Annotated in this window: 7 protein-coding genes; all 7 read left to right on the top strand. The window is 28.7% G+C overall.

Annotated elements, in window-relative coordinates:
- Nucleotides 1-7 precede the first annotated feature (7 nt).
- The 7 genes from ACESNQ_RS00565 to ACESNQ_RS00595 all read left to right on the top strand — a co-directional run bounded on the left by ACESNQ_RS00565 (nt 8) and on the right by ACESNQ_RS00595 (nt 17855).
- The gene (locus ACESNQ_RS00565; RefSeq protein WP_373074212.1) at nt 8-7240 is read left to right on the top strand and encodes a non-ribosomal peptide synthetase; all 7233 of its coding nucleotides are present in this window, start codon (nt 8-10) and stop codon (nt 7238-7240) included.
- Complete coding sequence (locus ACESNQ_RS00570) at nt 7227-13319, top strand: non-ribosomal peptide synthetase (protein WP_373074214.1); 6093 nt, start codon at nt 7227-7229, stop codon at nt 13317-13319. Before ACESNQ_RS00565 ends, ACESNQ_RS00570 begins: the two co-directional genes overlap by 14 nt.
- 22 nt (nt 13320-13341) lie before the next feature.
- Nucleotides 13342-14523: an MFS transporter gene (locus tag ACESNQ_RS00575; protein ID WP_023916205.1), complete on the top strand. Its 1182-nt coding sequence runs from the start codon at nt 13342-13344 to the stop codon at nt 14521-14523.
- 164 nt (nt 14524-14687) lie between these two features.
- A complete protein-coding gene (locus ACESNQ_RS00580) occupies nt 14688-14900 on the top strand; it encodes a helix-turn-helix domain-containing protein (protein WP_239683319.1) in 213 nt (70 codons plus the stop codon).
- A gap of 999 nt (nt 14901-15899) precedes the next feature.
- Nucleotides 15900-16121 carry a helix-turn-helix domain-containing protein gene (locus ACESNQ_RS00585; RefSeq protein ID WP_049498444.1) on the top strand — a complete coding sequence of 74 codons (222 nt, stop codon included), beginning with the start codon at nt 15900-15902 and terminating at the stop codon, nt 16119-16121.
- Nucleotides 16122-16426: 305 nt separating this feature from the next.
- Entirely contained in the window at nt 16427-16696 is a 270-nt protein-coding gene (locus ACESNQ_RS00590; RefSeq protein ID WP_000450956.1) for a DUF3173 family protein, read from the top strand.
- Nucleotides 16668-17855 carry a tyrosine-type recombinase/integrase gene (locus ACESNQ_RS00595; RefSeq protein ID WP_373074217.1) on the top strand — a complete coding sequence of 396 codons (1188 nt, stop codon included), beginning with the start codon at nt 16668-16670 and terminating at the stop codon, nt 17853-17855. Before ACESNQ_RS00590 ends, ACESNQ_RS00595 begins: the two co-directional genes overlap by 29 nt.
- The last annotated feature ends 387 nt before the right edge of the window (nt 17856-18242 follow it).

Below are 18242 nucleotides of genomic sequence, written 5' to 3' on the forward strand. Positions count from 1 at the left end.
GAAAAATATGGAAAAAAATAATGTTGAAAGAATTAATAAATTAACTGCTGCTCAAGAAGGAATACTGTTTCAAATTTTAAGTAATGAATACCATCCTAAATATTCTGTTCAAAGACTATATAAATCAAAAATTCCTTTAGATACCGAAAAATGTCAAAGTATCTTAGATAAGCTAACACATATGTACAGTGCTCTGAGAACAGTAATTATCTATAAAGATGTAAAACAGCCTGTTGCTGTGACATTAAAGAGTATTAAAAATAAAATAAATTTTTTTACAGTCGGTAATTCTGAAGAATTAAAGAAAACTTGTAAGCAAAGACATTTAAAAAAATTTGATATTCAAACAGAATCGGCTGTTCGAATGGATATTATAAAGAATAATGCAGATTATTATTTATGTTTAACAACTAACCATTTATTAGTTGATGGAAAAAGTTTTGATAATTTAATATTATCATTTATGAAATTATATAGTAACGAAATATTAAATATTAAGTTGGCTGATAATATTTTTAGTGCCTATTCAGATTTTTATAATAGTGTCAAAAAAGAAAACCAAGATTATTGGAATGAAAAGGTTAGTAAAATTGAAAGTGACTATCATTTATCTGATGTGTTTTCAGAAAAATCGGAAAGAAGTGAATGGTTACATCAAAGCATAAATCTTAAAGGAACTCAGTTTGATAAATTGAAGCAATTGTCAAGTTCTTGGAATGTAACACTTAATAATATTTTAGAATATCTTTGGGGAATTACTCAGTCTAGACTTTCATTATCAAAGAATATCTTATTTGCAAGAGCGACATCAGGAAGAAGTTGGGGACTAGATAGTGTAGATAATGAAATAGGAAACTTTGTTAATATTGTTCCTGTAATTTTCAATGTTAACTATGAAAGTAAAATAAAAGAATCAGTAGTTACTTTTAATAGTGAAAGCTTAAATGATAATATTCATCAGTTTTGTTCATTTTCAGACATTGTAAAAGTTTCTCCTACTAATAATTTTGGTTCTTTAGTAGTTAATAATAATTATTCTGAGAAAACTACAGGTTATTTTTTAGAACAAAAATATGAAAGAGAGGAAAATGAATTTCCTCTACACTTTGTTATTAGTACTTATAAAGATAGTATTGATATTACACTAAATTACAGTACTAACGAGTTTTCTAGTAATTTTGTTAATCATTTAATTAAATTATATGAAGAATGTCTAGACATACTACTAAATTCAGAAGAAGGTGAAATTACTGATTCTTTCTTCTTTAAAGAGAATCAACAAGATGTTATAAATAATAAATCAATTATGTTGCCAGTCGATAGATTCCAAATTCTAGCTAATAAATATCCTGAGAAAATTGCAGTAGTGGAGAAGGAAAATAAAGTAACATATGCTGAATTGTTAAAGAAATCTCAAAAAATCGCTACCTACATTCAATGGAAATATGGAGAAAAATTAGAAAATAAAGTCATAGTATTGGGCATGAAAAAATCGATTGATTTAATCATTGCTATGTATGGATGTTGGCTAATAGGAGCAGCGTGCTTTATATTGGATCCTTCTGTTCCTAATGATAGGTCAAAAAAAATTCTAAGTGATTTGAATCCATTATGTGTGTTATCTATGATGGATATTACTAAGATTCTTGAATCAAAAAATTTAATAGACAAGACATATAAAAATGTAAAAGTAGATCCAAATAGCATTTGTACATATATTTATACTTCTGGGTCGACTGGGAATCCTAAGGGGGTGAAAATTAGTTTTGATAACTTAGCCAATTTTACACTTCTAAATAATGAAAATACAATTGTAAGGGAAAATGATATAAAAAACCGTACGATGCTTTCGTTAACATCAACTTCATTTGATATTTTTCAAAATGAAATTCATGTTCCTTTAACTAATTTAGGTACTGTAGTGATACCAGACGAAAATAATATTATAGAATCAATTATTAAAACAGATATTTTACAAACTACACCATCAAAATTTCAATATGTATTTGATACTGTTGAAAAGAAAGAATATCTGAATAGTGTCAGTTTAATAATTCTTGCTGGAGAAAAATTATCAAGTAAGTTAGTTAAAGAGATAAGAAAATATACAAAGGCAGATATTATTAATGGCTATGGACCAACAGAATGTACAATTTATTCAAGTTTTAAGAGAATTAAATATACGGACAAAATTTCAAATTTGAAAACTATATCTATCGGAAAACCTTATTCAAATTATCAAATTTCAATAGAAAGAGATAATAAAAACTGTTTAGCTGGTACAGTTGGTGAAATTGTAGTATATGGTAGGGGAGTAGGACTAGGTTATCAAAATCTAGAGTCAGATGCATTTTTGAAAGATCGAAAAGGATACCATACAGGGGATTGTGGCTTGATATCATCAGATGGAGAAATAAGAATTATCGGTAGGATCGATAATCAGGTCAAATTAAATGGTTACAGAATAGAACTTGAAGAGGTTGAATATCAATTTAACCAAATTCCAGAGGTAGTAAATGCAGTTGCTAAATTACAAAATATTGATGGATTTGACTATTTAACTGTTTATTATGTGTCTGAAAAAAATTTAGATAAGAATTATATTGATTCAAAATTAACTGGTAAGTTAATGTCTTACATGCTTCCAAACTATTGTATAAGAATTAGTCAAATACCAACTAATATCAATGGGAAAGTAGATAGAGATAAGTTACCTCAAATATCATTTAGAAGTTCTGCAAAAATTGGAGACGATAATTATAGTATTATAGAAATTGTAAAAGAAGTTTTAAATGTTGTTGATTTAAAAATGACAGATAACCTATTATCAAAGGGATTGACATCACTCCATTCAATCAGGTTGGTAGGACGTATAAATAAGGTTTTTGGAATAGATTGTACTATTAGTGATATATTTTATAATTTAAGAGTCTCTGATTTATGCGATATGGTTAGTCAGAAAATTTCTAATTTTAAAAATAATTTATCGGATAAAGAGTTATCTATCAGTGAGATGCCTGAAACTCAAAAAAGAATATACCTCGCTAATCAAAAATATAATGATACGAGATATAATTTACCATATATTTGTAATTATCAAAGAGGTATTTCTACAGAACAAGTTCGCAAAGTTGTAGATTCTATTTGTGATCATTTTAAAGTTTTGAAAATGAATTTAGTTTTTGATAAAAATGATTTTCGTAGAGAAAAAAGGGATATTCATAATAATAAAGTCATTGAAATAGAAGAACAGAGTATCAATTCTATAAAAGATTTAATTCAACCGTTTGATATCAGTAATGGAGAAGCCTTTAGAATTTTTATAATCAAATCATCAAGTGAATCTACACGATTCTTGTTTGATTTTCACCATGCTTTTTTTGATGGAATTGCAGTGAAAAATTTCTTTAGTATTTTTTCTAAGATATTAGACAATGAATACTATCTTGAAAGTTCTGATATTAAACCATCATTATTTTTACCCAATTTTAAAATCGAAAGTAATAATAAAGATTTTGAGTATTGGGAAGAAAAACAGTCAAAATTATGCCCTGTAAATATTGATGGAAATTATATTGTATCAGAAAATTCAAACATCAGTGATGTTACTTATTCAGAAGAGTTTTCTAAAGAATTATGGGCTAGTCTTGTGGAATATTCAGTACAAATGAAGACAACTCCTTACATCATTTTAATGTCTGTCTATGCTGTCCTCTTATATAAATATACTGGAAGTAATAAAATATCATTTTCTTTTCCAATTTCAGGAAGAGAGACTGAAGAGAATCAAGATCAGATTGATGTGTTTGTGAAGACATTGTTCATATCAGTCGATATTAAAAATTGTAAATTTTATGAAGTTGTCAACAGAGTTAAGAAAGATTTTTATGAATCAATTGCTCACCCAACATTTATTCCAAATCAGACAATTGATTTTGTATTCGCTAGTCAGCCTAGTGATATAAAAATTGGAACTAGCAATGATACACTAATATTTTCTTCAATTTCAAATGGTAAATCAAAATTTAAGTTTTCTTTATTATTTTCTGAACCAGGAGAACAGTCAGGTAAAATAAAAATTGAATATGACACTTCAAGCTATTCCGCCGGATTTGTTAAATATGTAATGAAGCACTATTTATATCTTCTTAAGGAAGCTATGGAAAAAACTGACTCTGATATTACTGACTTAGTATTAGTTAACAATGAAGAAAAGAATTTAATTAATCAATATTCCACTACTCCTGAATGGACTGTCAACAAAGATATTTTAGAAGAAATTAATAAAATTGCACTAAAAAATCCTAATAAAGCTTGCTTATATTTTTTTAATGAGACTATAACTTATGGAGATCTAGTTCATAGAATTACAATCTTAGCTAAAAATTTGATTGATAACTATGGGGTCAAAGCGGGAGATAGGATAGGTATTTTTTTAGATAGAGGGCCGGATATTATTATATCTATGTTAGCAATACTTTATTCAGGCGGTTGTTATGTTCCACTTTCTAAAGAAGATCCTGAAGAAAGGCTTTCTTTTATTGAAAAAGATTCTGATTTATCTATCATTATTAGTGATACAAGTGAAGCCACACACTTATTTGAAACAGCTATAGTAAATAAAAATAATATTGATTTTAATAAAGAATATGAATACGCTCCTTTAAAAATAGATGAAGAAACTTCAGCGTATATTATATATACTTCTGGTACTACTGGTGTTCCAAAAGGAGTTGAAATTTCTCGAAAAAATTTAAGAAATTTTTATCAAGATAATCGTATTTTATGTTTACTTAATAAAGTATGTGATAATGTACTTTTTTTAAACGACTTTATTTTTGATATAACTGTTCAGGAAATTTATCTGCCATTAATTAAAGGTATTCCTGTAATTATTTCAAAGGACACAAGGGAAACACCAGATTTTCATAAATTTAGAAATATTGGAATATTTTCAACACCAAGTAGATTAGAGCTACTAGATGAGAAAATCTTTGATGTTACTTCTATGATAATGATGGGAGGGGAAAAATTTAATGTTGGTTTGTATAAGAGAATAACAAATAGGAATAATAAAGTAGTAATTATTAATGGCTATGGACCGACTGAAGCTACTGTTGGTTGTGTATATTATCAACTAGACACACAAACAAATTTGAAAAAACGTATTCCTATCGGTAGACCTCTTGAAGGCTATGAAGTAAGGATAGTTGATCAAAAGTTAAAAGATACAGGTATAGGGATTATTGGGGAGTTGATAGTATCTGGAAAAGGAATTGCAAAAGGTTATGTAAATAGGCCTGATCTTTCTGCAAAAGTATTTATCGAACTGAATGGTAAGCGATATTACAAAACTGGAGACTTATGTCGTTGGAATTCTGATGGAAATATTGAATTCATAGGTAGGTCTGATAAGCAAGTAAAACTTAATGGACATAGAATTGAATTATCTGAGATAGAACAAATATTACTTACCTTGCCTGGAATTACTAAGTCTAAAGTTATTTGGGATGAAAAAAATGCATCATTAGCTGCTTATATGATTTCAAATAATAATCTGGATTTATATGCCATAATGAAATCTCTTGAAAAAAGACTTCCAAATTATATGGTTCCTAGAAGGTACGCACAAATCGATGAATTTCCTATAAAGACAACTGGAAAATTAGATATTTCTAAATTACCAAATGCAAAAATTGTTTCTAATACTCTTATGTCTCCACCTGTATCTGAAACTGATAAAGCAGTAGTTGAAATTATATCAGATGTCTTGAACATACCTGCCAATAATATTTCAATGAGCGACAATATTTTTGATATGGGGGCACAATCCATTTTAGTTTTAAAAATGATAAGGGAAATTGAAAAGTGTACAGGAAAGCTGTTAAAAATAAGTTCAATTTTTAAAAACCCTCGAGTTGAAGAAATTTCTCAAATGATTGAATATGCAACTAAGAGTGATTTTAAACATCTAACACATCAGGAGCTATCTATTGCTCCTATGACAAATGCACAAGTGAGGATGCTTTATTTAAGTGAGAGTATGGGAGGACTAACTTATAATGTTCCATTTTTATATTCTAACTCTACTCCTATATGTTCGGATAAAATTCGAAAAGTATTTGAATCTATTATTAATAATCATGTTGAGTACAGAACTGCATTTAAAATAAAAAGAGAAGGATTCTTTCAAGAGGTTGTCAATGATTACGATGTAGATTTTAAAGACTTAGGGGAAATTATTCAATCACCAATTGAATTTTCTAAAAATTTGATCCAACCATTTAATCTAAAATTAGGTAATACGATCAGGATGCGAATTTTTAATTTTAGGGGAGAACAATTTATATTTTTAGATTCACACCATATAGTATCAGATGAACAATCAATGAAGATTTTTTGGAATGAATTTATTGCCGGTTTACTAGGAGAGAAAATTGTAAGAAGTAATTTAACTTATTTGGATTATAGTACATATATTGATAAATTAGATTTTTCACCATCAGAAATATTTTGGCAAAATGAGATGTTGAAAATTGAACAAGCAGTAAAGGTGATAAAAAAAGTTATAACAGAAGATAATAGCTATTTTGAAAAAAATATTAAAGTTAGAAGAAATGAAATTTATACACCAGTACCAAATTTAACATCGGCATCTTATTTTCAAACGTTATTTGCCATCAGTATGAGTATTTATCATAATTGTGATCAAATAACTATAGGAATTCCGGTTAGTGGTAGGGCTATACCAGAGACTGATTCAATTATTGGGTTATTTACGAATACACTTCCTATAATTTATGATTTTGAACAAAAAAATATTAGTTTACTGGATGTTATAAACAGAGAGAATGAACATCTTTTAAGTTGTATGGAACATCAGTTATATCCATTCAATAAAATTGTTGAACTGGGACATGTTATACCTACTGCAAAAGGTAATCCATTATTTAATATTTTTTATTCATATCATGCAAAAGAAGATAGTTTCAAAAGAATTAAGAAAAAAGAATTGTTATTAAATATGATTCCTCTTCATGATTTAACTCCTAAATTTGGAGCTTCGTTAACTGTGTATGAGGAACAAGATGAGTTTACGTTTCAATTTGAATTCTTAGAATCCTTTTATGATAAGGCAGCGACTGAAACTATTGTGAATATTTTTAATAAAGTATGTAAAATTGCCAAGTTTAATAAAGAGACAGAAATTTTGGAGGATATAAAAAATGATATCAAATAATGGTATTGTTGAACTACATGGAAGTAGAGTAGAACTAGATAATGTAAAAAGTATTTTAGATTTATTTAAGAGTCAAGCAAAAAAGCATCCTGATAAGGTGGTTTTAATTGAGAAAGATAAAAAAATCACTATTGGAAAACTATATCAACTTTCAACAATAGGTGCATTTTTATTAAGAGAGAAGTATAATGTTTCTCACAGAGATAAAGTAGCTTTTTTAGTAGGGAGAAGTATTGATTCATTAATTTTAATATATTCTGTATTGCTAGCAGGGGGAATTTATGTCCCAATTTCAAAAGAATATCCGAATGCAAAGGTAGATAACTTACTAAAAATTTTAAAACCCAAAATTACATTTTCAGAAGTAGAAAGTGAGGGAAGAGTCAGGATCCAGCAAATTATCGATGAAATAAATTCTTTTTCTTTAGATAATGAAAAATTAATCGAAGATAAACAAGTTGGTAAAGATGATGATATATGTTATATAATATGTACTTCGGGTTCAACAGGAGTTCCCAAGTTAGTTCCAAATAGTTATCGTAGTGTGAAAAACTTAATGTTAAATCTTAATCACTATATTTTGGATGATGGTCGCATTTTACATAAAACTCCACTTTGTTTTGGAGTATCATTAACAGAGGTTTTTGGATTCTTACTCCATCTATCTCCATTAGTAATATTAAATGACGGAGAAGAAAAAGATATTGAATTAATTACTCAGGCTATCATTGACTATGATATATTTTACATAAATTTTGTACCATCTTTTATTGATAATTTTTCAAATGTATTATATAGAAAAATAAAAGGGATTGGTAAGCACTTAAATTTAGTGATTATGTGTGCTGGAGAAAAATTAAGTAAGCAAAAGGTCTCTGTTTTTTACAAAACAATTGGTCAATTAGGTATTAAATTAATTAATTTATATGGTTCTTCTGAGACAGCTGTTTATATTGCGGGGAGTGAAATAAAATGTAAAGATGATGTCGTAGAGGGGGAACCATTCACAAATACGGATATTTTGATTGTAGATGATAATAATAATCCAGTCCCTTTAGAAACTGTTGGTCGTATTATTGTAAAAGGAGAGAGTATTTTTACTGGCTATGATAATGAGATCGGTGAAAATCATAAAAAATTTGTTAATATTAACAACGAGAAGTATTTTGATACTGGGGATGTTGGAAAGATTAACTTTGATAGAAAGTTAGTAGTTAATGGTAGAAGAGACAATCAGGTACAAATTCTTGGAATCCGTGTTGAATTAGAGGAAATCGAGAATGCTGCGTTAAATCTTGAATCAATTTCTAATGTAATAGCTTTTGCTACGGGTGATGATGAAAATAAAAAGATTTCTGTTGTATTTGAAGGAGACAGTATAGAGATAACTAAAAAGGAAATTGATAGCTTTTTTATCAATACTTTACCGCTATACATGAGACCATCAACTTATTATTTTATTAAATCATTCCCTAGATTAGCATCAGGTAAAATAGATAGAAATTTAATTGTTAATAATAAAAATTTGATAGAAATAACTGAAAAAACTTCTCAGTTGGAAGAAAGAAACTCAGTAGAAGAAAAAGTTATTAATATTTTTGCCTTCTTATTATCAAGAGATAAAAATTCAATTAATTCAAGCAGTTCTTTTTTTGCTAGTGGTGGTAATTCAATTTTAATTATGAGACTTTTACAACTAATTGAGGAGGAGTTTGGGGTAGAAGTAACAATTTCAGAAATTTTCGACGGTGATACTGTGAAGGATGTATCGAAAAAAATAGGGGAAAGATTAAAAATTGATACAAAAACTTCTACTTTAAAAACTTTGAACCATGCACCTAAAAAAGCAAAATATGCGATGACAGACATGCAAAAGAGAATGTTTATAACTCAGACAATTCAAGAAGATACAGCATATAACGTTACAATGGCGTACACTATTGATGGGAGCCTAGATTGTAACAAATTAGTAAAAATTTTAAATAATCTTGTACATAAACATTCAATATTAGGAACAGTATTTGAATTACTAGATGGAGAATACATTCAAATTCCAGGCGTAATAAAAGAAATGGATGTAGAAGTAAAAAGCTTAGTTGGATATAATTTTAGTATCGAAGAAGTAATTAATAACTTTGTTAGGCCATTTAATTTGAGTCAAGGCGAAGTCATTCGTTCAGCAATTTATAAATTGGGTAAAGATAGATGGCTGTTTATTGTTGATCTACATCACATTGTAACTGATCAAATTAGTAATCAAATATTAATTAATGAAATTACTCAAAGCTATAATAATGGTTTAGAATCTGTAAATGAAAATGATGAAGAACAATATCAATATATTGATTTTTCAGAGAATAGAATTAATGAAAAAATCGATGACTATTGGTATGAGTATTTTTCATCGCTTAATTTAGATAATCTAGCAAATTTAGACAGTGGAAATGATGATAAAAAAGTACGTCGTATAAAGCAAACTATCGAGTTATCTCCTAAACTAAGAGAGATTCTTTCTTCAAAAAATGTGACACTATTTTCATATTTTGCTTCTTGCTATGCATGTTCTTTGAGACAAATAGAAAATAATAGTCAAGTTATTTTTGGAACCCCTATTAATCAAAGAAGATTTTTAGAATTAGATAATACCTTAGGAATGTTTAGTGATTCTATTCCTTTTGGAGTAAAAGTATCAAAAAGCGAAACGTTTGGTGATGTGTTGCAAAATGTTTCTGATTTATCTAAAACATTTTTGGATAAATCAACAAAGGGAACATTTGAATTATTGAATAAAAAACTTCAAAATCATAAAATAAAAAATTTAAATCCGTATACCTACTTTTTTGTTTTTAATGACATGGTTTTAGATGACCTCAATCTAAATGGTACGATAGCCAAGGCATTACAGGTTGATAATGATATTAGTAAATTTGATATTAACCTTATTGTCAATAGTATTGATAATAAATTTGAGATAGAGTTAGATTATAACGTAAATAGATACAATGAATATTTTATTGAATGTTTCTTTAAAATGTTTATTTCTACGCTTAATGAAGCAGAAAATTTTGTGATGGATCTAAATGAATTTCAATCATTTATTAATTTTAGAGAATACATAAAACAAAAATATTTACATCAAGGAAAGAAAATAGAAATTGGCTATCCGAATGTCATTAAAAGATTTAGTGATACTGTTAGGAATTATCCTCAGAAGATAGCGGTTCGCCATAATGATGTAGAATTAACATATTCTGAACTAGACAATCTTTCATCAAATATTGCTAATTTATTATTACAGAAATACGATGTTTTTGATAAAAATGTTGTTATTCATCTGTCAAGGTCAGTAAATCAAATTTTAGCAATTGTTTCAGTTCTAAAGGCAGGAGGTTGCTACGTTCCCATTAATGAAGAATTTCCCACTGCAAGGATTCAACAAGTATTGGAGGAGGTTGATCCAATTCTTATGATTACGGGAAAAGATCTATTAGGAGATTTTAATGTAAAAGGTTCAAAGATTTCATTTGAAGAAATTTTCTCAAGAATTGATAAAAAACAATTTAAGGAAAAACAAATCTCAGAAAATTCTTTAGCTTATGTGATGTATACTTCAGGGACAACAGGCAGTCCTAAAGGGGTAAAGGTAACACATAGAAATTTATTAAATCTTAATTCATATTTTATTAATGAATTAGGTATTAAGCCATCGGATACAGTATTACAGTATGCAAATATAGGATTTGATGGATCGGTTTGGGAAATATTTATGGCTTTACTAAATGGTGCTACATTACAACTTATTGATAAAGATGATAGATTAATTCCCGAAAAAGTTGATAATATTATTAAAGTCAATAATGTTACGATAGCAGCTATCCCGAGTCATGTTGTATCAATGTATGATTTATCTCCACTAAGAATATTAATAAATGGCGGTACGGTTATTAATCAAAAAAGTTTGAGAAAGTATATTGGAACAAAACGTATAGTAAATTCTTATGGCCCAACAGAATGTACTGTAGCTGCAACTCACTTTGAACTTCAAACGTATATTGAAAATAAACAAGTTCCGATTGGAATCCCTAATTGTAATATAAATATAGCGATTAAGAATGGAAATAAATATTGTGAAGAGGGAGAAGAGGGTGAAATACTTATTAGTGGAGAAAGTATTTCTCAAGGATATTGGAATAATGACAATTTAACACATGAGAAATTTATTTTTGACGAAATATTACAAAATATTTTTTATAAAACTGGTGATATTGGTAATTGGGATAGCTCAGGTAATCTAATATTCCGCGGAAGAGAAGATGAACAAATAAAACTTCATGGGCATAGAATTGAACTTGGTGAAATTCAAAACTATCTATTAAGTCAAAAAGAAGTAAGAGATGTAGTGGTAGTTTTTGATTATAAGAAACAAGAATTAGTTGCATTTATTCAAAGTAATTCAATTCGCGGTGAAATTTTAAAAGCAAGAATGTCAGAGACATTCCCTATGTATATGATACCCCATAAGTTTATCAATATTGAATCATTTCCTTTAACATCGAATGGTAAACCTGATAAAAAAGCATTGATAAATATTAGCAATATTGCGAAATCAAATTTAAAAGCTGAAGAAGAGGAAGCGATATTATGCACAGTATGTTACAAAATATTAAAGCAAGAATTAGGAGATAGTTTAAACCTTGAATGTTCTTTTGTGGATAATGGTGGAGACTCTTTAAGAGCAATGAAAGTAACATCTGAGTTGAAGAAGAATAATTATTCTGCATCTGTTAGGGATTTATTAAAAACAAAGAGTTTGAAAGACTTTATTACAAATACCAATTTACAGGATTATGTTCATAATGAAAATAAACAAAGTAACATCTACACGACATTAGGAACTCCGATCATGCAAGACTTTCTTAAAAAAGATCTTCCAAATTCATCACATTTTTGCCAAGCAATTGTAGTTGATATCTCTAAAACTTCCCTTGCTACGCTTTTAAATGGAATTAATTACTTAATTGATAGACATGATTCATTACGTCTGTCGATTACTGAGGAACACAACTTTAAGATAAATTTACCGGGGTACAGAAAGTATTATTTTGAAAATCAAATCTTGAAAGAACAAATATCTCAACAAATTGTTGATGTAATCTCAGAAAAAATAATTTCTAAAATTAATTTAGAAGATAACAATCTAATTGCAGTCGAATATGTTGAGACTCCAGATACTAACTATGCTTTTATTTGTATTCATCATCTGTTAGTAGATGTTGTTTCTTGGGGGATTATTTTACAGGATTTAGATGATTATATTTGTAACCAAGAATGTGATACTAGTAGATCTAGACTATTAAAAGCAATTGAAAGTATTAACAAATTACCTGTAGATGAGGAAGAATTTAATTATTGGAACCAAGTAACCTTGGCGCATAAATCAAATAACTTTGAAAATTATGAATTCTCACAAGAAATACAAAAAAACTATTTAAAGCTAGAATTCTCACAAGATAATTTAAAAGTGATTCAAAGTAATTTAAAAGTTGAGCATTTTCTTTTATCACTAATTGTACGATGTTTTGCAATGATATCTCAAAAAAATAATATTCAAGTCATGTTAGAAGGGCATGGACGAATGTTTAAAGACTATTTAGAAAATGTTATTGATGTAGTTGGGTGGTTTACTTCAGAATATCCAATAAATTTTGATGTAAAAAGAGATCTTGTTGCTCAATGTGATGAAATTGAAAGAAGAATGTTAGCAGTTCCAAATAATGGTCTCATGTATAGCAAGGTGAAAAAATCTTTATCAAAGGTTGCTTGCCCAGATATATTATTTAATTATTTGGGCGACTCTTTTGCAGATACTTCATGGAAAGTTTTAAAAAGAACTAATTATTCAATTAATAACATGATATCGGATAATAATTATCAAAAATCAATTTTTATGGTACTTCTTGAAAAGAAAGACAATGCATTTGAAATTAGTATTACTAGCGACTCACAACACTATTCACTAGAATTCATGGAAGAGTTTTGTAAACTAGTCAAACAAGAATTTGAGAATTTTTTATCTTGAATATCATGGGAGGGATATTTAGATGGAATCAAAAAACAACAAATTAGAAAAAAAGAATATTTTTCTATTAATTATCAGTAGTCAATTAAATGAATTTGGCACTACAATTTATGATTACGCCAATAAATTGGTTATAGCTTCTTCGGAGAGTAAATCAAATTACTACATGAGGATTTATCAATTTTCAGAGATCATTATACAATTGTTATTCAGCCTTTTTGGAGGTGTATTTGCGGACAGTAAGAATAAGAGAAAAATATTAATTGTTACTGATTTTATAGCTAGTTTACTTACCTTTATAGTTTTTATGTTTTATAGTGAAAGTAATGTATATATGTTGATAGTTACAAATATTTGTTTAGCAATTCTATATGCATTTAATGCTCCTGCTTATAGAGCAATAGTAGGAGATTTATTAAGTAAAAATAACATTATTAAATATAATTCTTATTCAAAATCAATTTCGGAATTTTTGAGCATCCTATCTCCAGTTATTGGGATGCTCACGATAGCATTAGTAGGATATAAATATGGAATGCTAGTTAATTCTCTTAGCTTTTTATTATCTGGGTGTTTATCAGTTTTTTTCACTGAATTAAATTTTTTTGATAACTCTCCCCAAAAATCTGACGCCTTTTCAATAAAGTATGGATTTAGTTACATTTATAACAATAAAGAGTTACTTCTTTTACTGATTTCAAGTTCGATGATTAACTTCTTTTCATCAGGAATAAACTTTTATTTACCGTTTATTAATAAAATGTACGATTTGGATAAGTTATATGGCATGATTTTAATTGGTCAAGCAGTTGGGAATATTATTGGGGCTGTATCGAATAATTTTTTTAAAAGAAGTTTTTCGTCAAACCAATATAGTACATTCCTTTTGATATCATCTTTACCACTGATTATGATTCCTTTAGTGAAGATCTGGTCGATTACTTTACTTTTGTTTTCATTATCATCATTAGCTATGACAATTTTTAATGTTCAAATGTTATCGTATTTACAGTCTACAATTGAAAAGGAATATTTAGGAAGGGTATTTAGTATAATTGCATTTTTTGCTTTAATGTTAATGCCTTTAGGAACGGTTGTATTTTCATATTTTAACTTTAAAACATTACTTGTTTTTGGAGTTGTAGGAGTAGGTGACTTACTAACTTGTATACTCTTAAAATTTGCATTGAAGAGTTTAAAATGAATTCGAAATGGCATTGAAGTAATTACTATGATGAGTTATTCAATTGGTGTTGATTTTTGTAAAAAATAGACAGATAAAAAACTTCTGTCATATTATGACAATTTCCCAGCTTTTTCTGAAAGTGACATATACTTTTCTTAGGAGAAAGCTAGATGTACTAACGGATAAGAGATTTGAGAGAAGATCACGATTTCACCCAAAAATTTGTTGCAAATTTACTTTCCTTCCCTCATACAAATTATGCAAAAATTGAGAGAGGAGAGGTTGCCCTAACGGCAGATGTCCTTGTGCAGCTTTCTAAACTCTATAACGTTAGTACGGATTACCTATTAGGGTTACCAGATTGTCCAGATATAATAAAACATAAAATGAAATAGTCTCTCCTTGATTTGTTCATTGACAATTGAATAAACCGAGGTGGGACTTTCTTATTTGTCGAGCAATTTAGTGATATACGCCGTGATAGGAGCGAAAATTATTAGCTATAAAATAGAGTGGTACTCTATCTGCCATGACACAAGTGAGGACAATGATACTTCTAACCGTTTAGGCTGCCATCGTAAAAAGATAGTGGGTGAAACTCCCATGAGTAGTAATATCACCAGTCATTCCCACTGGGATCAACTTAGAGTAACTTGTTATTAGGAGGGAATGTTTTGGAATAATCAGTAGTAAAATATAGTGTGCAACTTTCAATGCTTAATTTTTTATACTCCTGAAATATGCTGACTAGTATTCACATAATCAAAATGTTGGAATTTATAAGTGTGAATAAAAATTTTCATACTATGTCTCCTTGGTTTTTCTTTCTTCACTTATGTGAACTATGTCAGAAAGTCAGGCTAAATCTTATTTAGTTATAAGTAATGGCTAGCTTCTATAGAATGATAATGAAAATTCTAGATTGGATTTGCATAATACTGTTATCAGTAGATCTTCTATCATTGATTTGTTTCACCGGTATTATAGAATCTCGATTAGTTTTACAAGTAAAAATAGAATGTTTTCTATCCTAACGACGAGCAGTATAAGCAGTTTTTTCCTTTGTTTAAATAAAACTAAAATTTAGTATTGTTCAGCTTCAGAGAAGTGCTTGTATGATTGATTTGTGAACATTTTCCTATAATTTTGTAATATTTTTGAGACTATAATATATTAGATAAACATGTCTTTTGTGTTTCACTTGATTTTACAATAAGACTAATTTTTGAAAGTCAGTAATTTTAAATAGTTGATAAAATCTTTGCTCTCAGACGGTTAATAGATATGCTTATGAGAAGTGTTTAATAAATTAATTTTAGTTCAAAATGTCCAGTTTGGACACTTTGAAAGATTTCTTAGTTTTATATATTATACTTTTCTCAGGAGAAAGCTAGATGTACAGACGTTTGAGAGATTTGAGGGAAGATCACGATTTGACCCAAAAACAAATAGCTAAAATACTTTCGTTTACAAACTCAGCTTATGCTAAAATTGAACGGGGTGAGCATGCCTTGACGGCAGATGTATTGGTAACTCTCTCAAGCTTTTACGATGTCAGTACAGACTATCTATTGGGATTGACAGATTTTCCTGATAAAATTCGCTTTAGAAAATAATCTCCTCAATTTCATAGAGTGTAAAAATGAGGAGATTTTTTATTTGTTCTTTGACAATTGAATAGTCCAAAATGGTACTTTCCTCATTTGTGGAGCAGTTTTGAATGGCTCGCCATGATAAGAGCGACATTAAAACCATCAATAAAATAGAGCGATACTTTATATGCCATGATACAAATGATATACAATGATACTTCTGACCGTTCAGGCTGCCACCGTAAAAGAGCAGCAAGTGTAATTCTTATGATGACTTCATCAGTCATGCCATGGAGGTGAAAAAATCTAAGAAAGGAAGTAGTAAAATCATGGAAACAGTAAACTATAAAGATTTAGTTGCGATTGGTTTTCCAGAGCACACATCTAGAAATATTATTAGACAAGCAAAAAAGATTGCTGTAAAAAAGTTTGAAGAAGCTAGAAAAAATGATAAGAATGCGGTACAATTAGGATGTTCACCTTTCGATAATAAAAGGTTAGGCATTGCTCCTAAAAATATTGTAGAAAATTTAATTGGTATTTCTTTTTCAGATATAGAAGGTGAGAAAAATGGTTATATCAAAGACAAAGAAATATAAAGGTGTATACAAAGATTCAAAAGGAAAAATTTACTTTCAAATTGAATTAGGAGTTGATCCAATAACTGGGAAAAGAATTCAAAAGAAAGGAAGGAAAAATCAACAGGGACTACCGTTTAATTCTTTTAAGGAAGCATATGAAGAGATACTTCGTTTAAAACATGAATTTGTGAACTCTACTATTAATAATAGTTTTCTAACTTTTAGAGAGTTTATGGAAGAGATTTATTTAAAATATTATCAACAAAAAGTTCAATTTGTAACTTATCAGACCGCTTTACCACATCATCAGTTATTTGTTAAGCAATTTGGTAGTAAAAAATTATCAGATATTAGTACTATTGACTGTGAAAGATTTCGCTTAGCTATTATAGACAAGTATTCTAGTAACTATGCTAAAAATATGTGGTCTAGATTTAAAGCATGTCTGGGCTATGCGGAAAGATTGGGTTATATTGATAGAGTTCCTTTTAAAGGATTAGATAATCCTAGAGGAAAGCACCCTGATACAAAATTTTGGACATTTGATGAATTTAAGAAGGTAATAAACTCTTTTGATATTAGTGAGTATGAGGGACTCCATAATTACATGACGATCTGGTTATATTTTATGACTGGCTTAAGAGTTAGTGAGGGTATTGCTCTTAAATGGGAAGATATTGATTTTGAACGTAAATGGATTCATGTTCATTCGACAATTGAGAAAGACAAAAACGGTGTATGGTATGCTAAACAACAAACAAAGACAGTAGCAGGGAATCGTAAAATTGATTTAGATGATTTTACGATTACAATACTTAAAAAATGGCGAGAAGTTCAAATCAAGAATGATGAAAAAGATTATGTAATATCACGTTTTGGCGCCCCCTTGTGTAAGTCTACAATTTCTAGGATAATAAAAAGGCATGCTAAGATTACTGGTGTACCAGAAATTACGGGGAAAGGATTAAGACATAGTCATGCATCTTATCTTATAAATGTGTTACATAAGGATACTTTATATGTTTCATATCGATTAGGACACGCTGATAAGTCAACCACGTTGAATACATATAGTCATTGGTATTATTCAGGTGATTCAACAATTTCAGAAGAGATTACAAGCAGTTTAGATAATCTTGGATTATCAATTTACCTACCAAATTCCTGCCAGAGTTGAAAATTGAGGAATTAACCCACTAATACTGGGAGAAAATAGGATTTGCAAATTGTTACTCTTAAATAATAGAGCGACTACATTTGTAGCTTAAAAACATGATTAAACCGCTATTCTTAGGAGTAGCGGTTTTTCTTTTTGTTCAAAAAGGAGCATGAAAAGGAATGACTTTAGATTAGTATTTCTATTTAAGGTGAATTATTGGAGATTCCTTATGAAAAAAATTTACTTTTTAATTGCATTTTGTTATAATAGACGCAAGAAAGAATATCTTATCGGTAGATCTTAAGCGAGCCTGAGATAGTGAGAGTCAGGTGATTGAGAGATAAGTGTGGCGCTTTCTGTAGTATTTTCAAAAACAATGAAGTAATAAATTAGGGTGGAACCGCG

The sequence above is a fragment of the Streptococcus infantis genome (genome assembly GCF_964243025.1).
GTDB lineage: Bacteria > Bacillota > Bacilli > Lactobacillales > Streptococcaceae > Streptococcus > Streptococcus infantis_N.

Coding starts and splice junctions, on each gene's coding strand:
- ACESNQ_RS00565 (WP_373074212.1), top strand. CDS start 8: ATGGAAAAAAATAATGTTGAAAGAATTAATAAATTAACTGCTGCTCAA.
- ACESNQ_RS00570 (WP_373074214.1), top strand. CDS start 7,227: ATGATATCAAATAATGGTATTGTTGAACTACATGGAAGTAGAGTAGAA.
- ACESNQ_RS00575 (WP_023916205.1), top strand. CDS start 13,342: ATGGAATCAAAAAACAACAAATTAGAAAAAAAGAATATTTTTCTATTA.
- ACESNQ_RS00585 (WP_049498444.1), top strand. CDS start 15,900: ATGTACAGACGTTTGAGAGATTTGAGGGAAGATCACGATTTGACCCAA.
- ACESNQ_RS00590 (WP_000450956.1), top strand. CDS start 16,427: ATGGAAACAGTAAACTATAAAGATTTAGTTGCGATTGGTTTTCCAGAG.
- ACESNQ_RS00595 (WP_373074217.1), top strand. CDS start 16,668: ATGGTTATATCAAAGACAAAGAAATATAAAGGTGTATACAAAGATTCA.